The 22,995-nt window shown below is 49.0% G+C and carries 20 protein-coding genes; 5 read left to right on the forward strand and 15 right to left on the reverse strand.

The annotated features are described in order from the left end of the window. Window positions 1–43: 43 nt before the first annotated feature. From EBA_RS00175 to EBA_RS00200, 6 genes are all read right to left on the reverse strand, one after another. On the reverse strand, window positions 44–6,610 hold the full coding sequence (locus EBA_RS00175) for a phosphorylase family protein (protein ID WP_192372125.1): 6,567 nt from the start codon (window positions 6,608–6,610) through the stop codon (window positions 44–46). Then, entirely contained in the window at window positions 6,607–7,464 is an 858-nt protein-coding gene (locus EBA_RS00180) for a DEAD/DEAH box helicase family protein (RefSeq protein ID WP_229427810.1), read from the reverse strand. Before EBA_RS00180 ends, EBA_RS00175 begins: the two co-directional genes overlap by 4 nt. Window positions 7,465–7,891: 427 nt before the next feature. Beyond that, entirely contained in the window at window positions 7,892–8,953 is a 1,062-nt protein-coding gene (locus EBA_RS00185) for a phosphotransferase enzyme family protein (protein ID WP_192372127.1), read from the reverse strand. Next, a complete protein-coding gene (rdgB, locus tag EBA_RS00190) occupies window positions 8,950–9,537 on the reverse strand; it encodes an RdgB/HAM1 family non-canonical purine NTP pyrophosphatase (protein WP_192372129.1) in 588 nt (195 codons plus the stop codon). The genes EBA_RS00185 and rdgB overlap by 4 nt, the downstream gene beginning before the upstream one ends. Window positions 9,538–9,542: 5 nt before the next feature. Next, window positions 9,543–10,292 (reverse strand): ribonuclease PH, encoded by a 750-nt coding sequence (gene rph / locus EBA_RS00195; protein WP_192372131.1) that lies wholly within the window; start codon window positions 10,290–10,292, stop codon window positions 9,543–9,545. Window positions 10,293–10,349: 57 nt separating this feature from the next. Beyond that, on the reverse strand, window positions 10,350–11,255 hold the full coding sequence (locus tag EBA_RS00200; RefSeq protein WP_192372133.1) for a serine/threonine protein kinase: 906 nt from the start codon (window positions 11,253–11,255) through the stop codon (window positions 10,350–10,352). Between the two features lie 42 nt (window positions 11,256–11,297). Between EBA_RS00200 and EBA_RS00205 the strand changes: the two genes are divergently transcribed. Then, window positions 11,298–12,161 (forward strand): YicC/YloC family endoribonuclease, encoded by an 864-nt coding sequence (locus EBA_RS00205; protein WP_192372135.1) that lies wholly within the window; start codon window positions 11,298–11,300, stop codon window positions 12,159–12,161. Between the two features lie 336 nt (window positions 12,162–12,497). On the opposite strand, the gene EBA_RS00210 is transcribed toward EBA_RS00205, so the two are convergent. The 7 genes from EBA_RS00210 to EBA_RS00235 form a co-directional block, all read right to left on the reverse strand. After that, window positions 12,498–13,817, reverse strand: coding sequence for a UDP-glucose dehydrogenase family protein (locus EBA_RS00210; protein ID WP_192372137.1), 1,320 nt, complete (start codon window positions 13,815–13,817; stop codon window positions 12,498–12,500). A gap of 16 nt (window positions 13,818–13,833) precedes the next feature. Then, window positions 13,834–14,700: an NAD(P)-dependent oxidoreductase gene (locus tag EBA_RS00215; RefSeq protein WP_192372139.1), complete on the reverse strand. Its 867-nt coding sequence runs from the start codon at window positions 14,698–14,700 to the stop codon at window positions 13,834–13,836. 72 nt (window positions 14,701–14,772) lie between these two features. Next, window positions 14,773–15,381 carry a GDSL-type esterase/lipase family protein gene (locus EBA_RS00220; protein ID WP_192372141.1) on the reverse strand — a complete coding sequence of 203 codons (609 nt, stop codon included), beginning with the start codon at window positions 15,379–15,381 and terminating at the stop codon, window positions 14,773–14,775. Window positions 15,382–15,445: 64 nt separating this feature from the next. Beyond that, window positions 15,446–17,272 (reverse strand): biosynthetic arginine decarboxylase, encoded by a 1,827-nt coding sequence (gene speA / locus EBA_RS00225; RefSeq protein ID WP_192372144.1) that lies wholly within the window; start codon window positions 17,270–17,272, stop codon window positions 15,446–15,448. Window positions 17,273–17,570: 298 nt separating this feature from the next. Beyond that, a complete protein-coding gene (locus EBA_RS24815; RefSeq protein WP_407663520.1) occupies window positions 17,571–17,828 on the reverse strand; it encodes a hypothetical protein in 258 nt (85 codons plus the stop codon). Between the two features lie 29 nt (window positions 17,829–17,857). Continuing rightward, window positions 17,858–18,049: a hypothetical protein gene (locus EBA_RS24820; protein ID WP_407663521.1), complete on the reverse strand. Its 192-nt coding sequence runs from the start codon at window positions 18,047–18,049 to the stop codon at window positions 17,858–17,860. Window positions 18,050–18,143: 94 nt separating this feature from the next. Next, window positions 18,144–18,704, reverse strand: a complete 561-nt coding sequence (locus tag EBA_RS00235; protein ID WP_192372146.1) for a Uma2 family endonuclease — start codon at window positions 18,702–18,704, stop codon at window positions 18,144–18,146. A gap of 162 nt (window positions 18,705–18,866) precedes the next feature. Between EBA_RS00235 and speE the strand changes: the two genes are divergently transcribed. The 4 genes from speE to EBA_RS00255 all read left to right on the forward strand — a co-directional run bounded on the left by speE (window position 18,867) and on the right by EBA_RS00255 (window position 22,218). Further along, entirely contained in the window at window positions 18,867–19,712 is an 846-nt protein-coding gene (speE, locus tag EBA_RS00240) for a polyamine aminopropyltransferase (protein ID WP_192372148.1), read from the forward strand. A gap of 259 nt (window positions 19,713–19,971) precedes the next feature. Beyond that, window positions 19,972–20,886: a GGDEF domain-containing protein gene (locus EBA_RS00245; protein WP_192372150.1), complete on the forward strand. Its 915-nt coding sequence runs from the start codon at window positions 19,972–19,974 to the stop codon at window positions 20,884–20,886. A 163-nt stretch (window positions 20,887–21,049) separates the two neighbouring features. After that, window positions 21,050–21,487 carry an exosortase system-associated protein, TIGR04073 family gene (locus EBA_RS00250; protein WP_192372152.1) on the forward strand — a complete coding sequence of 146 codons (438 nt, stop codon included), beginning with the start codon at window positions 21,050–21,052 and terminating at the stop codon, window positions 21,485–21,487. A gap of 35 nt (window positions 21,488–21,522) precedes the next feature. Beyond that, window positions 21,523–22,218, forward strand: a complete 696-nt coding sequence (locus EBA_RS00255) for an OmpA family protein (protein ID WP_192372154.1) — start codon at window positions 21,523–21,525, stop codon at window positions 22,216–22,218. An 82-nt stretch (window positions 22,219–22,300) separates the two neighbouring features. Here the strand turns inward: EBA_RS00255 and EBA_RS00260 are convergent, their stop codons facing one another. Continuing rightward, on the reverse strand, window positions 22,301–22,507 hold the full coding sequence (locus EBA_RS00260; RefSeq protein WP_192372156.1) for a hypothetical protein: 207 nt from the start codon (window positions 22,505–22,507) through the stop codon (window positions 22,301–22,303). A 64-nt stretch (window positions 22,508–22,571) separates the two neighbouring features. After that, the gene (locus tag EBA_RS00265; protein ID WP_192372157.1) at window positions 22,572–22,847 is read right to left on the reverse strand and encodes a late competence development ComFB family protein; all 276 of its coding nucleotides are present in this window, start codon (window positions 22,845–22,847) and stop codon (window positions 22,572–22,574) included. Between the last annotated feature and the right edge of the window lie 148 nt (window positions 22,848–22,995).

The raw sequence follows: 22,995 nt of genomic DNA on the forward strand, positions 1-22,995 counted from the left end.
ACTATCACGAAATTGATACTCACGGAATATCAGCAACAAAAAATCAATTACTGACGGCATCTTGTTCTAATACTTTCCAAAGTAAAGGCCAGTTTTCTACCTGTATATACCTTTCTATCCTCCGCATGAAGATGCAAAATTCACTAAACTCCTTTGTATCGATCGGAAGCAGAATGGATATTCGATGCATAACAACAATAAAATTATTGACTCGCAATAAAGTGGCTATCTCTTGATTAACTCTAAAAAGTAAATCTGGAATTACCGACCACAGAGCCGGTTCAGTACGTACTCCGGCAAGTGCTTTATCAATTAAATGCTCACGTAAACTTAAGGCTTGATCATTTTTTAACCGCCCAAGCAACTCGGCTTGTGCTAAAAAATATTTTTGGGTAGCTTGATTTAACGAAGTTTCCTGAAGAAATCTTTCTATAAAACTGGTGATTAATTCAACCAGTTCAAGCTGCACAGAGTCTGGATAACGTGCCAGAATGGAAAAGTAACTATTCAATAGATTGCAATCCCCGTTTTTAATGGCTTCTAGCCAAAAAACCATGGACTGATTTTGCGTGGGCGATTGCCCTCCGGATAATTGTGCTCGGATTTGTTCGGCGTATGTCCATCCTTGATTGGTAATAACGCTATTTTTGTGATTGTTAACAAAATCGTTTGGCTCTAGAAACTCAAACTGCCGAAACTTAGTATGATCAAATGTACTGCAAGCATTCAAAATCGGCTGAAGCATTTCGAGTACTGCTTGCTTAGCCGTGCTAAAGTAATCAATATCTCGTTTGAGTACACCTAATGTTCCGCCTATGATTGTTCGCCACCAAGAAGCTGCACTAGGCAAAATGACATCAGCTTCATTATCTACTTCGCTGACAAAAGGGTTCTGTTGTTTTTGCAATGTGACAACTGCTTCCTTAATGTTTTTGGACGCTATAACCCAATAATCTAAATCAGAAGCCTTTTGCTGTAACATTCCGCCTAATATGCGGTCGGCGTAAATATATGCCCAGGTAACACGATCCTCGTAAGTATTATTTTTGAATTCTGCTGTGATTTGAAAATAATTCCATATTAGGTGTAGCAGTTCGATATAGTGTTCAAACGCTTCTTTGGTATCCGGGCTTTGATCCAGCCTTAGCAAGGTTTGAATAAGTGCTTCAATCTGCTTTTGCTTGCTGGATTCATCAGGGAGGTGCAGGTAGGCTGCAAGCAGGTTTTGAAGAACGATTGGATTTAAACTTGATGCCGCTAAATCATCCAGCAGTTCATTCATTTTTCCTGCAGAAATCCAGTCAGTAGAAAGCGCTTGTTCAACAAACGTGGCAAGATCAAATGGTTTTCCAAAAGGTAGCGCGGCAATACTTGCTAAACGTTTTTTCGTTTTTTCAGTGTTGACAGCATCAGCAAAAAGCCACTCAGCGGACATTTCAGCTGGGCTGGCTGATATAAGTATGTCGCTATAAGCAGGGAGGATTTGCAACCAATGATGTTCGGAAAGTTTAGAAATTTTGAGCGCATATTGAGCAAAGGAAAAGAAAAAGTCAGCTGAATGATCACAGCAAGTTTGCAAAGCATTAACCGCTACATTAAAACCATCACTAGCCAAAATAGATCGGTGGTTAATTAAATCCTCCTCCGATAAAAGTCCTATTTTGACTATTTCATCCAGCCAATCGATACGTTTTTCAGATATTAAATGTTCTAAACGTATATACGGAGTCAGGATGTGAAGTTGGCTAAGATGTCCATTGGCGGCCTGACCTGAAATACAAATCATATCGCCGACCCCATTTTTTGGCTTAAATTCAATAGTAATTTTTCGGCCATCAATGGTTTTAGAAAGCGATTTTCCACTCCCTAAATTAATAATTGATTCAGTCAACTCTTTCCATTCATGTTCAGGAATTAATAAATCAAGTGTTTCGATGTACTCGCCTGTCTGGAAATAGCAGCTTAAATAAGGTTCTAATGCAGGGTGGGACAATAATTTGACTAAAATATTATTAGGAAGACATCTTAAAGGAATTGCGAATACTTCGATCGCCAATGCCTTATCTTCATCTTTTAAACAAAATTTAAATTGATCGATAATTAATTCGGTAAAACGAAATAAAGTTGCTTCACGTAAAGCAGGCTGATTCCGCCATGCGGGTTCCAGATAGGAAAACAGCCAGTGATAATATTCTCTAATAGAACCGAATTGATTAAGTAACATCCATGGCAAACACATTCTTAAACTTTGTTCCGTTGCCATGCGCTGAATTGGATCAATGCTGAATTCTTCTCCAAATGAAACCAACCTTCCTCTCTGAGGCAAGAATTTGTAATACAACCAGTCTGCCACTGCTATTCGTTGTGCCCGATTAAATTTTTTCGACGCCCAAATATCTACCATTGCGGCATCTACTAACCGATGCAGTTGAAATCGAAACGACGCCTCCTCTGGCATTAAGTCGGGGCGTAAGGGTTCTTTATTGAGAATAGATGTAGGTGCTAGGGTTAAGAACAGGCTTTCGCGCAGTTTTGCCAAAAAAGAATTTTCTATTAAACAACCTGATGTTACATCGATCTTGGCTAGAGCTATTTCGCTCATCAAGTAACTTAACGGTGGTAAACGGCAGCCAATACCAGCACGAATCAAAGTTCTAAAGCATTCAACAAATTTGCCTTCTGTAATCACCTTTCGTGAATAGAGTAAGGCTAATATGTCATGTACACCAACAATAGGTACATTTTGATTTGCTGAGGCTGTTGTATAGCTACCGAGCAAACGATCATCTATCCAAACGGGAAAGTTTATCTGCTCAACACCTAGCAATAATTGTTGCAATGCTAAACTCAAGTTCCAATCATCAGGTGACTCGTCGGGTAATCGCGGTAATGTAAGAAGTTTAAGCTTGTCTTTGGCTTGCAAGCGTTTGAGTTCAGATTGCAAGGATTCTAACCAAGCTTTGATTTTATGCCGATATCGGTTGCTTTCAATATCTGAATGTAGTTGATCCTGCAAACCATCAATACAATAAAAATTGAATAATTTAGCAGCAGATTCTAATAGATTTAAATTAAGCAATCGCTCTAAAAATGGTCGATCTACTAACAAGTTATTGCAACTGCTAAGCTGTATAAATTTTAATGGATCTGGACTATGAGTCGATATTTTTTCGAGCAGATTTTCGTCAAGAAATAACTCACCTTGCTCCTTCATGAACGCGAAAACATCCACATATGTCATCCTTAGAGCTTTCAAAGCTTCAGGAATTTCTCCACTTTCAAATAATTCAGTTGCGAAATGATCCTCTACAATCCAGAGATTAAGTTTATCAGCAAGATGCCAATTAATGCGATCAAGGAGCTGTAAGCCTGAAAATTCTCCAGCTTCTAGCTTTGGCTCTGGTAGCCATTTCAACGACAAACTATCCAAATGATTAAACAATTTTTCAGCCTGTTCAATCAAGTCGGACTGAGCGCGAGCCAATTGTTGAATTTCATTTCCAATAATAGAAAATAAACAAGGTGCGATATAGATATCATCAAAAGCCTTATCGAGAACTGGAAAGAGCTTGAGTTGGTGTGCCATTAAACATGCTGAATAATCCATGATTACGGAACCTCCTTGCCAATCTTTAAGCAAAGGCTCTATCGAGCCTCCCCCGTAACTCATCGGGAACGGCACATGCTGGCATAGTGGCTTATTATGGTTATTTAACCACCGCCAGTAGAACTCAACGCCAAACCCACTTCGTTTGCTATCTAACCATAAATGCTGCGGTAGTTGTCCATCAAGAAATTGTTGCCAATTTGCTCTGCTACGTTCTTGGCCTTCATGCATCCAGTCTAAAAGCGTTGGCAATTTAACTTCCTGTAACAAACCACTATCCGGAAACTTGTGCCGTAAAGCTCCCAGTTGCATGACGGCCCAATCGCTATGACCGGACTCAAAGCCAACCATTGCAGCACAGAGCAGTAATTGAGGATCGTCAGGATGCAGTTCGACTGCGTATTGCGCATAACGGAATGCTTCCTCGCGGTCAATTGGTAGGCTGTATTGTGCGATTTGCACTAAAACTTGAGGAGTTTTAAAACCTTGTTCAGCTCCTTGCTTGAGTAGCTCGATAGCTCGCGGAACGTCACCCAACGATACTTGCAATGTTGCTCGTTGCACCAAAAGCCGCTCATTTGGTTTCGCTAACCACAAAGGTTCGCTTGCCTCCCACGCTGGCAAATATTGACCCAAGGCAATTTGTACGGACATACGGCTAGCGAAGTAATTGTTTATAACCCCCTCGCGCTCAAATACAGGCCGGTATTGATCTAAAACCACCAAAGCTTCTTTAGGTTTATTTAATGCCCATAGCGATTGGGCGAGCTTTTCGACAATATGTGCAGGAGTTTCTTCTTTGAAGCGTTCTAAACATAGCTTGGTGGACTCAGCTAATTCCTGCCACATGCGCTCATGATGATAGATATTCACAAGATTGATGTAGTCGAGCCGTGTACCTGGATTTTTTACCAGTTCTTTAGCAATAGCGAGCCCATCGGAAATTTTGCCACACCTTAGCCAATAACCAGCCTTAACTCGACGATATTGGTCTGCATCGTCCAATTCGATTATTCGTCCCGATAGTTCATATAGTCGCCCTAATGAGTCAAGACTATGAACGGCTCGATCAATCCAATGTATTTTGTCTTCGTCGTTTTCAAAAAAACGTTTTTCAAAACGTAAGAGGTGTTGCCAAGCGGATTCATCTTGGCTCGTGTGCAATAGTAAATCTGCGTACATTTCTATTTGCCACATCGGAGAATGTGACTGTTTACAAGCTTCGTGCAGCGCATTAAGCGTATGGCTCCAGTCATAATCAGCGCTAAGTCGCATCAAGCAAAGAATGGGTGCCGGATCGATTGGATTTTTAGTCAGGACGGACTTTGCTTTTTCAATCGCATCGGTACGTTTGTCGGGCAAACAAGTACAAACGGCAAGATCGGCGCTGATAATCGCGTCCCTTAATTCGCTTCTTGGCTCTGCGTTTATATTTTTTAGTGCTTGCTCTGAATAATTCAGGGCTACTCGCATTTGCTTTTCGTGATCTTCACCTAGCGCAAACATATTGGATACAAAGAACTGCGAGGGAATCACACCAATGCTGTGAAGATCAGTAGGTAGCGCTTGCCAAAACGCAATATAGCTAGCAGTCAATTGAAAGAGAATATTGTCCTTATTTTTAGAAAGTGTTGGCGCAAGAATTTGCCAGGCACCATCTGCATTTTTCATGGCTAATAAACAAAGCGCTTGAAACCGCCTGATTTCCTCAGTAACCGGCGTTGCCAACTTGCTCATAAACCCGTCAATTTCCGAGAATCGTCCAGAATCCAGTAAATACTTGAATGAGTAAATTACAACGGGTTCAGAATCGAGCGGTGCAAGGATAGCAATGGCATCGTCAAATTTCCTTTCTCTGGCAAACTCAAAAGCTCGGTAAGTTCGATCATCGATTTTTGGATTAAGACGGCAGGCTGTTCTATAGTAAGAGGTATATTGCTCGTCAGGCTTATCATCTTCTTGAGCCCAACGAGCCGCGTAGTAGTAATATCGCGCTTGAATATCTTGAGGAATATGACTACCGGTTAGCGAAGTTAGCTCAACCGTCAGGTTATTCCAAGCAGCTTCGATGTTTCCTGCTCCTCGCATTGCACTAATTGATTCGAGCTTTTCCGTATAAACATCACCGAGTTCGGTGCACAACTGTTCTAACTCTGAGGAAAACGAGGATTCAATTATTTTTGATTCGGTGGCAATTCCAACGTAATTAGTTACTGTATTATTGAGTGGCGCACTTTCATTCTTAAAGCCTGGCAGTGGTTTTAAAGAGGCATGTTGAAGTGCATGAAGAACAAAAGCAGCTGCATTTTGCGCAGCTTGTTGCTGACGTTCTTTTTTGTCTTGGTGCTTATTTCCATCTGCCCAATCGCAAATAGCCTTAACTAATATCCAATCGACCTTCTCATCTTGACACGCTGTATAGAGTCCAGCGCCTTCCATTTCTCCGCCAATAGCCTCCGATTCTAATTTTATTAGCGAGTCTCGGTAGTTAAGATTATCAACCAATTTTTCACCGGTTAATATCAAACCAAAATCAACCTTAGAACCATCCCAATCCAAATCAGCATTTTGTAAGTAATTTATCAACCTTGTAGATGCATGTGGTCGGTCGCCACGAGGTGTGATTTTTCCACTCTTACCCTTTTTTTGGAGTTCATAAAGCATCAATTGTTTGGAAACTAAAATTTCGCCTATAGCTTGCTTTTCTTTGTTAACTCCAAAAGCAATTCCTACCATAATGACAGCATGGGGGGTTAATGCTTTTATTCCTTTTTGAACGGATTGCTGGGATGCCCCCAATCCTCCTGATCCCATCTCAGACAAGGCCATGAAAACTCGCGCCCCGTTAATCTCTCCTAAACTTCGGTAAACGCGATCATCAATGGTGATTGAAGTTGCACTATTACCCGTAGCGTTCTTAAAAGCCTCAAGCACCGCCATACTTTCGACTTTAGTAACCGTAACGATCAAAACGTCGGCTTTTTCGTTTTGTGGATTAGTCATGCTTCTATTACTTTGTGATTTCGGTTGGCGTGGCTTTCGTCGGCAACGATCAGGTCGTAACATCCCACAGATAGGCGTTGATAAACCTGCATTATGCTGGGATAGGTGGCGAATTGAATGCGCGCACCGGAGGTTGTACCGCCTTCTATGCGGCTCAAACTCTCGTTGGGTAGATGGGTTTTGAATTCGGACATGGCCTGGCGGACCAATTCCCGGCGGTCCGCCAGAAACAGCACTTTTTGCACACGCTTAGCCCGTAGCAGAGTATCGACCAAGGCAATGGTGGTGCGGGTTTTACCGGTCCCCGTCGCCATGACCAACAAAAATTTGCGTTTGGCGGCATCAATGCCTTCGGTCACTCGGCGAATGGCTTCGTTTTGATAATCGCGGCCGGCAATCTCGGCATTGATAGTGACTTCGCTCACCGGCAGGGCGTATTGCTTTTGGTGCCTTAGGCGTTCCAGGTCGTCGCGGGTGTAAAAACCGGCGATCTTACGCGGCGGGTAGCGGTCTCGATCCCAAAACTGGGTTTCCTTGCCGTTGGTTAAAAATACAAACGGGTCGGTGCCGGTCTTGGCTTTGATGGCTTCGGCATAGTCGGCCGCTTGGCGTTTGCCTGCCAACTCGTCACGCGAAGTGCGCTTGGCTTCAACGACTGCCAACGGTTTACCGTCGGAGCCGAGCAAGATGTAATCGGCGAATTGGTCTTTTCCGTAAGGTTGGTCCGGCGTGGCGACTTGCAACAACACTTCTTCAAGCAGCATTTTGCGCTGCTTGGACCAACCGGCACGGGCGAGCTGGGAATCAATCAACTCGGTTCGGGTTAACGTCTCGTTGGGGGCTGTTGCTGTCACAAGGTCCTTTTTTTTCTTCCGTTGCACGGAGATTTCATGGTCGATTAATTTCGACCTTAGCGGAGGCTCTCGCCTGATTTTTTCACTCAATCAGATACGCGGCAAACGCCAGATAACTTTATAACTCTGTTCTCAGATAATGGATAGCTCACGGTAATCTTCTTCCAGCGCCAGAGCATGCAGTTCCTAATTTAAACCAGCATGTTGACACGGCCTCTTCGCCGGCCAAATCATGACTTACACTGGAGATAAAATAGTCACAACCACATGACGGACGATCCGAAGTTGCTGACTTCAGCTACTCAATTCTGGCACCGTTATATCGGGTTGCAAATTGAAATGGCCTGGTGACTTTGATTGTTTAGCAACAAGCCTTCGACGGAAATGCGTCCTTAGAAATTTTAAAAAACTCAAGGCGGCTAGGCCATCAACCTATACGCTTGGCTAACAATTGCTGTAAATCCCCTTTTTGCCGCTCGATACTCCTGCACAATTCAAATAACGCCTGCGCTCTCTCCAGGTTTTGCCGGGGCGTGCTGACTTTGAAGTATTGGTTGCCGTCCAGGTAATCGCTGAAAAAGCGTAGGCCCAGTTCGAACGGAATCAGCCAGATGGCCGGGTAGAGATAGTCGTAGTCCTGGGCGGTGAAAAACTCGCCGGCTTCTTGCAGGTAGCTTTCCAGTATGGTCTGGCAACGGGCCAGGTCGAATTCGTTGTTGCTGGGGTTGTGGCAGCAGGAGCGCAGGCAGTCGCCGATGTCGTAGTGCACTAGGCCGGGTTTGACGGTGTCCAGATCGATAAGGCTGACGATGCGGTCGCTGCCGGGTTCGAATAGAAAATTGTTCAGTTTCGGGTCACCGTGTATCACCCGTTCGCGCAGTTCGCCGCGCTGTTTGGCCTGTTCCAGGACGGGGATTTGTTGCTGCATCCGGTCGATAAAATCCCGGCATTGGTTAAATGCCGCATCGACGGTGACTTGCAACGGCTGCGCCAGCCGTTGCCGATAAGTTTCAAAGTAGCTTGGCGTGATATGAAAGCCCGGCAGGGTGTCGTGCAGTTCGGCGGCGGGCAGGTTGGCGCATAGCTTATGGAAGTGTGCCAGGGCAAAACCCACTTGGCTGGCTTCCGCCGGATTGGTGATGTGCTCGCGGCTTTCGGCGGGCTCAATTAACTGCAACGCCCGCCAGACTTGGCCGCTGTCGTCCCGATAACTCGCTGATCCAGCCAAAGTAGGCAGCATGGCCGGAATTTGCAGATGCACATCGGCGGCACTTTGAGAGCCGATGTGCCGATTCAGCCGTTGCAGATTGGCGATGACCCGTTCCGGCTCTGGAAATACCCGACCGTTCAGGCCTTGCAGCACAAAACGGTTGCCGTTGTTTGGGGTGACGAGATAAGTATCGTTGATCAGGCCGTTACCCATCGGGCTGATCTGCGGGTTGCTGCCGACGCCGGTGTATTGTTCGGCTATCTGCTGTAGCCGACTCACAGCCCGACAAGTTGTTGGCTGAGAGCCCGCAAAGCTTGGCCGCGATGGCTGAGAGCGTTTTTTAATTCCGGGGCCAGTTGCGCCGACGAGCATTGATATTGCTCGACCCAGAACACCGGATCGTAGCCAAAGCCGTTTTCACCCACCGCTTGCCGCAGAATCCGGCCTTTCCAGACACCTTGAGCAATGATGGGCGTCGGGTCCAACGCGTGGCGCAGATAAACCATCACGCAGATGAAACGCGCGCCGCGTTCTGTGTCTGGTACGTCGCGCATTTCTTCTAGTAACTTGTCCAGATTCGCTTGGTCCGAAGCGCCGGCGCCGGCATAACGCGCCGAAATCACCCCCGGCGCGCCACCCAAGACATCCACCGCCAGCCCGGAATCGTCGGCGATGGCCGGCAAGTTGCAGTGTGCGGCAGCGTTGCGGGCCTTGATGATGGCATTTTCGATGAAGGTCGCGCCGGTTTCGTCCGGCTCGACCACCTTGAATTGCGATTGCGGCAGGATGTGGTCGTTTTGCAGGATGGCCTGAATTTCCCGAATCTTGCCGGCATTACCGCTGGCTAAAACTATCGAACTCATTCCTATTACAGCACCACTCTGAGCGGGGCTGGCTTTTTGGCGTCTCGCAATGCGGCCTGCTGTTTTTCCAGCAGCTGATTAATGCCGAATTCGGCCAGTTCCAGCATCGCGTTTAATTCGTCTTTTCTAAATGCGTGACCTTCGGCAGTGCCTTGCACTTCAATGAAGTGGCCGGCTTCGTTCATCACCACGTTCATGTCGGTTTCGGCTTGGTGATCTTCGGCATAGTCCAAGTCCAACACCGGCACGCCGTTGTAAATGCCCACCGATACCGACGCCACCTGGCCGTGCAACGGATTTTTCTTGATTTTGTGGGTTTTTAACAGGTGTTCCATGGCAATCGACAGGGCTACGAAGCCGCCGGTGATCGAGGCTGTGCGGGTGCCGCCGTCAGCCTGAATCACGTCGCAATCGATGGTAATAGTGTTTTCACCTAAGGCTTTCAAATCGATGGCGGCACGCAAAGAGCGGCCGATCAAGCGTTGAATTTCCAGGGTGCGGCCGCCTTGTTTGCCGCGACCGGCTTCGCGGTCCATCCGGCTGTGAGTGGAACGCGGCAGCATGCCGTATTCGGCCGTGACCCAGCCCTCGCCTTTACCTTTTAAAAACCGTGGGACGCTGTTATCGACGCTGGCGGTGCATAAAACCCGGGTGTCGCCAAACTCGACTAACACCGAACCTTCTGCATGTTTGGTGTAATTGCAGGTGAAGCGTATTTCGCGCAGTTGATCGGGGTTACGTCCGCTTGGTCTCATATTCATCTCGCTGGTATATAAATTGCCGGCATTATACTGGCTTTACCTGGCGGATTTTTAACTATTGCCGGGACTTAGGGCTTGCTGCAGCTCCGCTACGCTTTGCGGTCTATTCTCTGGAAAAACCGCCATGGCCCAATCGATGGCTTTCAGTAAATACTCTGGAATATGCCGTTTATGTGCCTTCACCGCCGGCGCCAAATCGTCCTGTTTGATGCGGTCCGGCGAGGGTTGCGGGATTTTATAATCCAGGCAGGCGCGCATACTGGCGCCCACCGCATAAATGTCCGACCAGGGCCCGAGATTGCCGTTATTGTCGTATTGCTCGATTGGCGAATAACCGTTGGTTAGCACTTTGGCGCGATTGCGTTGCGGGTCGAGAGTGATTTTGCGGATGGCACCGAAATCCAGCAACAAAGGGTCGTTCTCACTACGGATCAGAATATTGGCAGGCTTGATGTCCAGATGCACTAGACCTTTTTGATGCACCGCTTCCACGCCGGTCAACAACAGCTTGAATACGGTTAGCAGGAAGGCTTCGTTAATCGGCAGGCTGCGCTTATGCAGAATTTTGTCCAGGGTGACGCCATAGTCGTAAGTCATCACCATGTATACGGTGTCGTTGGCTTGGAAGAAATTGATGACATCGACGATGTTATGGTGCTTCAGCATCGCCAACACTTTGGCTTCCTCAAAAAACAAAGCCCGACCGCGCATGAATAACACTTTGGCTTCTTCGTTGTTGGGCACCACCAGATTATTCCAGGTGCGGTGCGCCAGCTTGCGGGGTAAATATTCCTTAATCGCCACCTGAATTTGATCTGCCAGCTGTCTGGCCAGATACACCGAGCTAAAGCCGCCGTGCGCCAATTCCCGCTCGATCATGTACTGATCTATAATGGTTCCCGATTGAAGGTAATTCCATTCCTTGGGATAAGTTTCTGGATCGTAGTATTCGGCCATGTGCAAGCTGCGCGGGTTAAGCGTAACGATTATAGGTGAAAAATGATAAGAAGCATGACCGCTTTCGCGGACGGCGAAATAAGCGCCGACAATCTGACCATCCTTTGCGAATTACGTTCGGTCAACCATCGTTATAGCGATGTTAGTGTCAAGTTGCCGGAGCGACTGCGTTTTGCCGAAGCCGACGCCCGACGCCTGATTGCCGATAAACTGAAGCGCGGCAAAATCGAATGTGCCTTGAGTTACAAAAAACAAGCCAGCGAGAACAGCCTCAATGTCAATCGGGAAATAATCGAAAAGTTGTTGTCGGCCACTGCCGGTATCGAAGCCTTGATGAGCAATCCGCAGCCATTTTCCGCCTTAGAAGTATTGGCGTTCCCAGGCGTGCAACAAGAAACCGAAACCGACAAAGAGGCGTTACGCGAAAGAATTGTCCAATTGTTGAGCCAGACCTTGGAAAAAATGCTGGAAACCCGTGCCCGCGAAGGCGCGCAACTGGCGCAGTTATTAGAAGACCGCTGTCAAAAGGTCAATTTGCTGGTAGAAGCCGCCCACAAACGCATGCCGGAAGTATTACATAACCTGCGTAGCAAACTCACCGCTCGGGTGCTGGAAATGGTTGCCGAACCCAATTTCGATCGATTGGAGCAAGAGCTGGTGTTACTGGCGCAAAAACTCGATGTGGCAGAAGAGCTGGATCGCCTGGAAACTCACGTCGCCGAAGTGTTACGCACTTTGAAACAACCGGAACCCACCGGTCGCCGCCTGGATTTCTTAATGCAGGAAATGAACCGCGAAGCCAATACCCTGGGCTCCAAATCCGCTGACCGGGAAATGACCCAAATTTCCATCGATTTGAAAGTGCTTATCGAACAGATGCGTGAGCAAATTCAGAATATTGAATGATGTTTCAGGCTGTCCCGGCCAATCCCATGATCTAAACGAAGCCCGGTAAATCCGGGCTTTTATATGCCTGGCCGTTCCCAGGCAATCCCAAAGAAGCTCACGTTTTAGAGGTGTAAAGCACTCCCGTTTTCTGACTCACGATAAACTGCCAGGGTGCAAGAATAAAGCCGCATTCGGGTATGTTTTCTTTTGGATGTTTTTCCTTGGGCAAGCAAAGAAAAACATCTCGCCTACCGGCCTGAGAACCGGTTGGCAAGCAACCCGTGGGGTAAGCCGACGCATCAGCCTTAACTTCAATTGCCCTTCGACCAGCTCAGGGCGAACCGTAATGGCAAATTACCGCCCAATCGCGTAATACTGCAACCCAAACTGCTTAACCAACCTCGGCTCATACATATTCCGTCCATCGAATATCACTTTGTCTTTCAACAAGCGGCTCAAATCGTCGAAATCCGGGCTGCGGAATTGTTTCCATTCGGTGACGATAATCAATGCGTCGACGTCGTTTAAGGTGTCCGCTTGCTTGGTGCAATACACCAATCCGGCTTTGTCACCATAGATGCGATGGGCTTCTTCCATCGCTTCCGGGTCGTAGGCTCGGACCGTGGCGCCGGCGTCTATCAGGGCTTCCAGCAACACGCGGCTGGGCGCTTCGCGCATGTCGTCGGTGTTGGGTTTAAACGCCAGGCCCCATAACGCAAATACTTTGCCTTTTACGCCATCGGGAAAATGCGTGGAGATTTTCTCGAATAAGCGGTGTTTTTGCCGATCATTGACGTTTTCCACCGCGCTGAGCAGTTCGGCCTGATAACCGTAGTCGCGGGCGGTGCGTTCCAGGGCTTTCACGTCTTTAGGGAAACAGGAGCCGCCATAACCGCAGCCAGGGTAGATAAAACTGTAGCCGATGCGGCTGTCTGAGCCGATACCGTGCCGGACGTTTTCAATATCCGCACCCAGCCGCTCAGCCAAGTTTGCCAGCTCGTTCATGAAGCTGATTTTGGTGGCCAGCATCGCGTTGGCAGCGTATTTGGTCAGTTCTGCGGAACGGATGTCCATGGTGATGACCCGCTCGCGGCTGCGGTTGAACGGCCCGTACAAGGCTTTCAGCAATTCGGCGGTTCTGGGGTTGTCGGTGCCGATGATGATGCGGTCCGGCTTCATGAAATCGTCCAGCGCCGAACCTTCTTTCAAAAATTCCGGATTGGAGACGACATCGAACTCCAGTTCCTGGCTGCGCTCGGCCAGCACATCCTTGATGGCTTGTTTGACCTTGTCGGCGGTGCCGACCGGTACGGTGGATTTATCGACGACGATTTTATAGTCGCTCATGTGTTCGGCGATGCTTTTTGCCACGGCCAACACGTATTTCAAATCGGCCGAGCCGTCTTCATCCGGCGGCGTGCCGACAGCGATGAATTGGAATAAACCGAAATCTACCGCTTCTTTTACGTCGGTGGTAAAGCTCAAGCGTCCGGCGGCGACGTTGTCCTTGACCATTTCGTCCAAACCCGGCTCGAAGATTGGAATGATGCCTTGTTTGAGTTGGTCAATTTTGTGTTGGTCAACATCCATGCACAGCACTTGATTGCCTACTTCGGCTAAACAAGCACCCGTCACTAAACCCACGTATCCACTGCCAAACACAGTAATTTTCATCGTTTCACCTTGTAAACTAATTGAAAGATCGTTTCTGTTTTAATCGATACAACGCGGAAATATCCTCGTCGCCATATCCTTTGGCCATCAGTTTGGCATAGTCCGCTAACGTAGTGATGGTTAGCGAACAACCTACGCCGGCATGCTGAGCCATATGCTGGGCTATTTTTAAGTCTTTATGATGAAGCGCCAATTTAAATCCGGGGGGGAATTGATTTTGCGTCATGGTTTTGCCGCGATGCTGTAAGAACCAGTTACCGGCCGCACCGCCACTGACCACTTCAATGACTTTCTCCATGGGCAAACCTTGAGCTTCCGCAAATGCCAATGCTTCGGTAACCGCTTGGTTAATCCCGGCACACATGATTTGGTTCACCGCCTTGCAGGCTTGCCCTGCGCCGACGCCGCCCATATGTTCGATACGTGCGGTCATTGCCGCCAACACCGGTCGTACTTTTTCCAGTACTCCGGCGTCACCGCCCACCATCATTGCCAACGTGCCTTTATTGGCGCCTTCCACGCCGCCGGAAACCGGCGCATCCAGGAATGCCACCTGTTTTTCCGCGAGTTTTTGCGCTGCTAGCATCGCCGTCTCGCTGCTGACCGTGGACATATCCACCACCAGGCTATTGGGGTGGACGGCTTTAACGATAGCATCCACCACCATCAAAACGTCTTTATCCGCCGACACGCAGATCAGCACCACATCAACTTGGCCGGCCAGTTGTTCGATAGTCTCGCAAGCCTGGGTTTGTAACTCCGACGCCAAGGCCTCGGCCTTGCTAAAGGTACGATTGTAAACCGCAGTCAAGTAGCCGGCCTTGGCAAGATTGCGCGCCATGCCCAAGCCCATTGCCCCCAATCCAATCAATCCTACCCGCATGTTATATCCCCCGGAAATGTTGTCTGGACCATTATAGCGTCTTAGTTGGGCACTAACAGACCGCGCGGACGATTACAGCGCTCCGTGTTTTTGTAATAACGCGACCACATTTTCCGCCAAAAGCCGATAGCCCCTGTCATTAGGATGAACCGTATCCGACTTAAGCTCGTTATTTGCCAGGATTTTAGGCAAGCTGTCCAGATCGCTCGGCACACCTTCGGAGGCGGCCAGCTCTTCATAAACTTTCGCACTATGTAAAAACACGACCCCAAACGCCGGCACACCGAAGATAACTACCGGAATATTGCGATGCCTGGCTTCGGCTATCATGGCTTTGAGATTATCACGCGTTTGTTCCGCCGCGATTTGCTGCAAAATATCGTTGCCACCGTGGATCAAAATTAATAGGTTGGGCCGATACTCATCCAGCAACGCCGGTAAGCGTTGCCGGCCTGCGCTGCTGATTTCTCCGGGGACTCCTTCATTAATGACCTCGCGGCCGGTCAGTTGCGTGAGTATGCTGGGGTAATCATGCTGCGCCGACGCACCGGTGCCATAAGTCAGGCTATCGCCAAACGCCAGAATGACCGCGTTATCCGGCAGCTTGCCCAAGGCTGGCTTGGGTTTATTGCATGCTATGCCGCCGAATAGCAATGCCACAACCATCAGAACTATTTTCATGCTCGCCCTCGACTCCTTAAGCGCCTGGGGCGCAGTAACATCATCGATCCTTCTATCGCCTAGCTTACTTTTCCAGGTAAGTATAGGCGTTCAAGCCCGCGAGCAATTCTTGTTCGAAACAAGCCTTTTGCTGGGCCGTCAATCCGCTACCATCAAGTTTCTGCCGGTAAGCAAGTTTTAGCGCGTCGGTATTGATATGCACGTAATCCAGCAACTCGCTAACATCCTCGCCTTCCATGAAATCGCCGAATCGATAGCCTTGGTCGTCCAGTTCGATGTTGATCGAATGCGTATCGCCGAATAGATTGTGCATGTCGCCCAAGATTTCCTGATAAGCGCCCACCATGAAAAAGCCGATCAGGTAGTCCTGATCTTCGGCAATGGTATGCAACGGCATGGTATTCGCGATGTTCTGATGATCGACGTATTGATCGATACGACCGTCGGAATCACAAGTTAAGTCTTGCAGAACGGCCCGTCGGTTCGGCTGTTTCTCCAACTGATGAATGGGCATGATCGGAAAAATCTGGTCTATGCCCCATATGTCCGGCATCGATTGAAACAAGGAAAAATTGCAAAACACCTTGTCAGCCAGTTTTTCATCCAGTTCCTGCAAAATTTCGCGGTGATGGTGGTTATCCAGATTCAACTCGCGCTGAATTTGCTGACACAAACTGACATAGTACTTTTCGGCTTCGGCAAGTTCGGTTAGCGACAAATCGCCCTGCACGAATTGGGCGCGGGCTTCGGCCATGTTGAACTGGGCGTTGTGATAAGCCTCGGCGATATTTTGCCCGCTAATCGCCACCGCTGTCGCCGCACCTTGCAGGCTTTCCACTTCGGTGACGTTGGTAATCAACACCGCGTGGTGCGCGGTGATGGCCCGGCCGGATTCGGTGATGATATTGGGCTGCGGCAAGCCGTGTTGCTGTGCCATGTCCGCAAAGGCGCGGACGATGTTTTCCGCGTACTCGTTGACGCTGTAATTAATCGAACATTCGCGCCGCGAACCGCTGCCGTCGTAATCCACACCCAAACCGCCGCCGGCATCGACCGTGGTGATATTGGCACCCAATTGATGCAATTGCAGATAAAACTGGCCGGCTTCTTTCAAGGCCAGTTTGATGTCGTGGATATTGGCAATCTGCGAACCCATATGGAAATGCATCAACTGCAAACAATTCAGCATATTCAATTGCTGCAAGCGGGCAATCAGCTGCAACACTTCGCTGGCATGCAGGCCAAACTTGGATTTCTCGCCGCCGCTGTTTTGCCATTTGCCGGCGCTGATGGTCGATAGCCGCACCCGTAAGCCAATCAACGGCGTTACCTGTAACTTAGCGGCTTCTTCGATAATCATCTCCAACTCGGAGGGCTTTTCGATAACGATGAACACCGACAAACCCATCAACTGGCCCATCAAAGCCATGCGGATATAAGCCCGGTCCTTGTAACCGTTGCAGACGATGGTGCCGCCAGGTTTAGCCAGTCCTAAAATCGCCAATAACTCCGGTTTGCTGCCAGCCTCCAGGCCGATATGCTCGGCGGCAACGATGCTTTCCACCACATTGCCTTGCTGATTAACCTTGATCGGATAGACCGGCGTGTAATGGCCGCTGTAATGGTTCGCGACTCTGGCTTGGTCGAAGGCCTGCTGCAGCTGCCGGATGCGGTCTCGTAAAATATCGGTAAAGCGCACCAGCACCGGAAAGTTCAGGCCTTTGTCCCGCAAGGCTTGGGCGATGTCAAACAAATCGATTTCGGTAGCGCAATCGGCCTGCGGTTTCACGCAGACATGGCCCTGGTTGTTAATCGAAAAATAACCATTACCCCATTGCTGGATAGCGTAAAGCTGCTTGGATTGTTCTATCGACCAGGCTTGTGTTGGCACGCGTTCTATCCTAACTGTCGTTAAAGCTGCAATTTTAAAGGATAACGCCGCGACTTTTATGACTTTTTGGAGACAACATCAATTCGCCGCTAAAGGTTTCCTGGTTCCCATACTCCTGGTTGGGATCCAGAAGAACCAAATGAACCAGACAACAACCAGAAAACCAGATCACCCGGCTTCGGCTCCGCTCAGCCAGCGCCTTTCCTGATCGCTGGTGCCCAAGCTCCAGCTTGCCCTCATCTCAGAAACGCAGCGTCCCTAATCATTCACCAACGCCTAACCAGCTCAATCAAGCCTATCATTCCTGCATAGTTTCTGGCGCTGGAATAGCGCCAATGCTCGGGTAAATCGTGACCGGATTTTGATGAATGTAATCCAATTTCTGCCGCATCACGGCTTCGTTTTCGATCAGCTGCGGATGGTTGCCTTCTTCCCATACTTGATAATCGCTGTCGGTTTTATGCGGACGTTTCAGCAGCGCCAACAGTCGGCCCGAGCGGCTTTGCTGCAGATGGGCGATGATTTGCCGGGCGGTGTAGGCTTTGCAGCGCTGCATGTCCCGGCTCAGGTCGGGTGATGTGGCGATCAGATGCAGGTGGTTTTCCAGGATGACTTAGCCGTAAAGCTGGAAACCGCTGTCTTACTGTAGAAACGCCAGGAATCCAGGACAATGTTTACTGTCTCGGGGCGGGTAAACAGCGGTAGCCAAGAGTTGATCGTCGCCGTTAGAAAATGCGGACTGGGGTTTTGGACGACTCGATAGCGGCTTCTGGGCATGGGATTTAGCCTGCTGAATGGAAGCTGGGGCTTCCGAGATCTGGGTTTCCAAACTGGAGTTTGGGAACCAGAAATACCAGAAATAAACCTCAGGTTAACCGGCAAACACCCCTTCATAAATATCCGCAACTGCTAGCTGCAAACCCAACGATTGAAAAACCGCTTGCTCGCCTTGCTGATACAGCTGCAAATCCCAAGCCTCGCTGCGTCGGTAACATTCCACGCGCGGGGTGTCTTGGGCAATTAACACATATTCTTCCAGACTGGCCAGTTTGCGGTAGTGGTGGAATTTTTCGGCTCTGTCGTAGCGCTCGGTGGCATCGGACAGCACTTCGATGATCAACTTGGGGTGGCTATTAAACAACTCCTCCGTGTCGGTTGCCGAACAGGTGACATGCAGATCGGGGTAGAAAAAACAGTCGTCTTCCGCGGTATGTACGCGGACTTTCATTTCTCCCGAGTGAACCCGGCAAGATGAGCCGCGCAAATGGGCGTGCAAAAACGCGATCAAATTGGTGGTAACGGTGTCATGAGCACGTTTAACACCCACCATTGCATACACGTCACCATTGATATATTCATATTTGATATCGCTGACTAACTCGCCTTGCAGGTAGTCCGCCACGCTGAGATTTAATTTTTCCGCTACTGCCATATCGTCGTCCTGTCTCACTTAGTAACTAATTCGATTGTATCCCGCCCCGGATCTCTTCACCAAACCAGTCTTGCAAATCAGTACAGTCACGTAGCTGTCATAATTTGCCCTGGTTCTTTCAGTATAATGTCTGGCCTTACGATTCTAAACAGGACTTTCAATATGTTAGACGATCAATGGTTCAGCGAAGCCCAAGAGCCCTCCGGCTCGGCCTTCTCGTTAAAAATCAAAGGTAAACTGCACGAGGAGCACTCCAAGTTTCAGTTTCTGGAAATCTACGAAACCGAGCAGTTCGGCAATTTGATGGTGATCGACGGCTGCACCATGGTCTCCACCCGCGATAATTTCTTTTATCACGAGATGATCAGCCACCCGGTGTTGTTCACCCATCCCAACCCGAAAAACGTGTTGATTATCGGTGGCGGCGACTGCGGCACCTTAAGGGAAGTATTGAAACACCCGGGCGTGGAAAAAGCCGTGCAAATCGACATCGACGAGCGTGTCACCCGCTTGGCGGAAATCTATTTCCCCGAGTTATGTGAATCCAACAACGATCCGCGCGCCGACCTGAAATTCATCGACGGCATCAAATGGGTGAAAGACGCCGCGCCCAATAGTGTGGACATTATCATCGTTGACAGCACCGACCCGGTCGGGCCGGCGGAAGGCTTGTTCAGTGCCGATTTTTACAAGGATTGCTACAAAGCCTTGAGCGAAAACGGCATTGTGGTGCAGCAAAGCGAATCCGCCTTGTTGCATATGAAAATCTTGAAGGAAATGCGCGCTGAAATGGCCGCCGCCGGTTTCAACCATCAGCAAACCGTGTTCTTCCCACAATGCATTTATCCGTCCGGTTGGTGGAGCGCAACAATGGCCAGCAAAACCCAACTGTCCGGCTTCCGCGAGCAAGATGCCGCCAACAAAGGGTTTGAAACAGTTTATTACAACAACGACATTCACAAAGCGAGCTTGGCCATGCCGGAGTTTTTCAAAAAAGCCTTCGCTTGATCCGTAAGCGAGCCGAAGCCAATCCGCGCTTCGGCTCCACCAACCACACTACTTTCCCACTCTACGCATTTATCTCAATCGCTTGGCCATTTCCGGCTGAAATTCGCAGCCCTTGATAGCTGTCTGGCTATCTGCGACACTGAGTCTTGTAGGAGGCTTCCTACAGTGCTCGCCGGCTTGGCAAAATAGTCTCGCAATTGGCCGAGTGACGTCCAGTTTATTTCAATGCTCACGCCAGGAGACGATTAGGAATCACCCGATGAGCACACCTTCCGACAAAACCCAGTTAACAGCATTGAACACTTTAGTTGGCAAATTATCCGAAAATAGTCGTGACCTTTCGGAGCTGGAGCCGTATTTAGTGGTTTTATCCGGTAGCGAACAAGGCAAACAATTCAAATTACACAATCACCAGCACGTGCTGGGTCGCGAACCGGCCGTGGATATCATGATTCCCGACCCGAAAGTCTCCCGGCGCCACGGTATGCTATGGGTGCATAGCCAGCATATTCTGCTGGAAGATTTAAACTCAACCAACGGCTCCTACGTCAACGGCAAGCGTGTCGTAAAACATAAACTCGAACTACTCGACAGAATCCGGCTAGGCGACACCTATCTGAAAATCGATTACAAAAGATTTAGCGAAGCCAAATCGGAACAGGCGCTTTACGTAGCGGCCAATCTGGATGCGATGACCAACATTCTGAACCGCAATGCCTTCATGCTGCGCGCCCAACAGGAGCTGGCTTTTTGTAAACGCAACCAAACGCGGTTGACCGTGATGATGTGCGACGCCGACCATTTCAAGCGAACTAACGACAACTTCGGCCACCTTGCAGGCGACCAGGTCCTTAAAGATTTGGCGAAGATTCTGAATGCGGAAATGCGCCAAGAGGATTTTTTGGCGCGTTACGGTGGCGAGGAATTTATTATGTTGCTGCGGGAGATCTCCAGCGAAGCGGCAGCCATTTTGGCCGAACGCATCAGACATACGGTGTTGGGGCATATGTTTCAATACCAAAATCGGCGCATACCCACCACCATTTCGATTGGCGTCTGTTCGTGCAGGGTAATCACCGACACGTCTTTGGAAGCTATTATTCAAGCTGCCGACGACGCCCTTTACCGCGCTAAGAAAAACGGCCGCAATCGAGTTGAAATCGACACCCGCTAACTAGGCTTGCAAACCCAAGTGAAACGTATACTTGACGTCATAAGGTATTTGCATTTATTCACGCCGTGAGTTACTGTCCAGCTTCCAGTGTTTTCGGCATTCTGCTGCTATGCTTAGGCATGATACGTAGAATTAAATTTGTCACACCACGGGAGTATCTAACATGAATAAAAATAAATTCCTCACCACCTGTTTGTTGTCAGGTGCATTATTGGCAAGCCAAACGGCCAATGCGGACGAAAACCATCCGGGTTATCTGGCAGGATTTACTTCCAGAGTTAGCCAAGGCTTCGCTAACACCGCCTTCAGTTTTATCGAAATCCCTAAAAACATTACCAACATCACTCACGACCAAAACATCCTGCTTGGCTCTAGTTGGGGCCTGCTACGCGGCGTGGCTCACACAGTTAGCCGCACCGTGATAGGCGTGGCGGAACTGATTGCCTCGCCGATACCCACCGATGAATTTATCTCTCCGCCATACGTCTGGGATCGTTTTAGCGAAGATACCCGTTACTTTGGCCTACATTTCCCCGGCTACTGGACTCATTTCGGCCCGCTGGATCACGGCTATTCCGACACGCTGGATCATGGCAAGTAACGCGGACGATACCGCTCGATATTGAGGATAAGATCATGAAAAGAAAATACGTATACATCCCGCTTGCCATTCTGGCGCTATCGCTGACAGCCTGTTCAACCCCGAAAAAAGATGTGGCTGGACTCAGCGCTGAAATTGATGCGGCATCCAAAGGTCATTACGGTCAAGCCTTGCTGCATGCTTCAGAGGCTGAACAAGACTTAAAAACGGCCAATCATGTGTTGAAACACTGGCAGAACGATTACTACTGGAACATCGACGAGAGCCTGAAAGCGCAAGAAGCTGCAAAATCAGCTGCAGCACACGTTTTGGCATCGGAAAAAGAGTATTGCCAATGGCTGACCGAGGTGCATTCACATAATCACCATCACGTGGAAACCATACACGAAACGGTAGCTTACTTCAAAACCGGCAGTCATGTGCCGTTTAAAACCAAGGAAGACACCATCAATCATATCGGTCACTTCTTACACGACCACCCCGATGCAAGCGCGACTATCACCGCTTCCACTGACACCGTGGGCAAACCAGCCGCCAATCAGGCTCTGTCGGAAAAAAGGGCTAACACCGTCAGCGAGCTGCTGATTAAAAACGGCGCCAGAGCCACGCAACTGATCTCCAAAGCGATCGGCGAAGCGAGCGGACCGGATAATACGCCCGATCAAAATCATCGGGTTGCCGTGGTTATTTCCGCGCATCCCGATTACGTCGACTGCCCTAAACTGAAGTAAATCCGACCCGCTCTGCTCGCGCCATTTGCAGGGTTCTTGGAGCAGAGATCGATTAGTTCGGTTATCGAATCTCTGCTCCACATTACATCTCGTCTGCTTGCTGTTTCTGCCGGTCCGCACTTTCAAAAATCTGCTTTTCCGCATCCCTGGCTTTATCCATGGGTTGTTTGATGGCGTTTGTAAGCGGCTGCTCTACTGCCGGCGGATTTGCTTTATCAGGTGCCGACGACGAGTCGCAGGCAAGCAAACCGCAAGTCATCAGTAAAAATAGCAAAGAATTTTTCATCATTTTATAGGGCTTTATTCGCCAGACTAAGGGAAATGAAACGCCAAGCTCAGCGGTCGGTACCGGCTCAATCATTCCGATGTTCGCGAGGCCGGCGCAGGACTTGTTCAATTGCCTGCTCCACCGCAAGATCGACAGCACTGGCCATCTCCTGATACTGTCTTTCGTTGACATTAATGCCTTTATCGATGGTGTTACGCACATAGCAAGGCGGTAACTTGTTCAGTGCCAGACAGGCGACGTCTTCCTGAAATGCCTGACTGAACGGCTCGTCGGCCTGCTCGGCAAGCTTCCAAAGTTGGTCTATCACCAATCGCTCGTAATAATTACTAATATTCAGCATAAAGACCTCTTGGCATGACATTGGCTAAAATTGCTAGCTAAGCATAGCCTATGCTCGCGTTTTGGCAGACCAGGCCTGCCTGCTCCATCCCGACTGTAGCAATAAAGCTGAGCTGAGCATCTAGATAGCACCAAGAAGCGACCCTGCC

Origin of the sequence: Methylomonas albis (genome assembly GCF_014850955.1) — a bacterium.
Classification (GTDB): domain Bacteria; phylum Pseudomonadota; class Gammaproteobacteria; order Methylococcales; family Methylomonadaceae; genus Methylomonas; species Methylomonas albis.

Excerpts from the sequence above, each read along its gene's own strand:
- EBA_RS00175 (WP_192372125.1), bottom strand. The coding sequence starts at position 6,610 with ATGACTAATCCACAAAACGAAAAAGCCGACGTTTTGATCGTTACGGTT.
- rdgB (WP_192372129.1), bottom strand. The coding sequence starts at position 9,537 with ATGAGTTCGATAGTTTTAGCCAGCGGTAATGCCGGCAAGATTCGGGAA.
- rph (WP_192372131.1), bottom strand. The coding sequence starts at position 10,292 with ATGAGACCAAGCGGACGTAACCCCGATCAACTGCGCGAAATACGCTTC.
- EBA_RS00200 (WP_192372133.1), bottom strand. The coding sequence starts at position 11,255 with ATGGCCGAATACTACGATCCAGAAACTTATCCCAAGGAATGGAATTAC.
- EBA_RS00205 (WP_192372135.1), top strand. The coding sequence starts at position 11,298 with ATGATAAGAAGCATGACCGCTTTCGCGGACGGCGAAATAAGCGCCGAC.
- EBA_RS00210 (WP_192372137.1), bottom strand. The coding sequence starts at position 13,817 with ATGAAAATTACTGTGTTTGGCAGTGGATACGTGGGTTTAGTGACGGGT.
- EBA_RS00215 (WP_192372139.1), bottom strand. The coding sequence starts at position 14,700 with ATGCGGGTAGGATTGATTGGATTGGGGGCAATGGGCTTGGGCATGGCG.
- EBA_RS00220 (WP_192372141.1), bottom strand. The coding sequence starts at position 15,381 with ATGAAAATAGTTCTGATGGTTGTGGCATTGCTATTCGGCGGCATAGCA.
- EBA_RS24815 (WP_407663520.1), bottom strand. The coding sequence starts at position 17,828 with ATGCAGCGCTGCAAAGCCTACACCGCCCGGCAAATCATCGCCCATCTG.
- EBA_RS24820 (WP_407663521.1), bottom strand. The coding sequence starts at position 18,049 with ATGCCCAGAAGCCGCTATCGAGTCGTCCAAAACCCCAGTCCGCATTTT.
- EBA_RS00235 (WP_192372146.1), bottom strand. The coding sequence starts at position 18,704 with ATGGCAGTAGCGGAAAAATTAAATCTCAGCGTGGCGGACTACCTGCAA.
- speE (WP_192372148.1), top strand. The coding sequence starts at position 18,867 with ATGTTAGACGATCAATGGTTCAGCGAAGCCCAAGAGCCCTCCGGCTCG.
- EBA_RS00245 (WP_192372150.1), top strand. The coding sequence starts at position 19,972 with ATGAGCACACCTTCCGACAAAACCCAGTTAACAGCATTGAACACTTTA.
- EBA_RS00250 (WP_192372152.1), top strand. The coding sequence starts at position 21,050 with ATGAATAAAAATAAATTCCTCACCACCTGTTTGTTGTCAGGTGCATTA.
- EBA_RS00255 (WP_192372154.1), top strand. The coding sequence starts at position 21,523 with ATGAAAAGAAAATACGTATACATCCCGCTTGCCATTCTGGCGCTATCG.
- EBA_RS00260 (WP_192372156.1), bottom strand. The coding sequence starts at position 22,507 with ATGATGAAAAATTCTTTGCTATTTTTACTGATGACTTGCGGTTTGCTT.
- EBA_RS00265 (WP_192372157.1), bottom strand. The coding sequence starts at position 22,847 with ATGCTGAATATTAGTAATTATTACGAGCGATTGGTGATAGACCAACTT.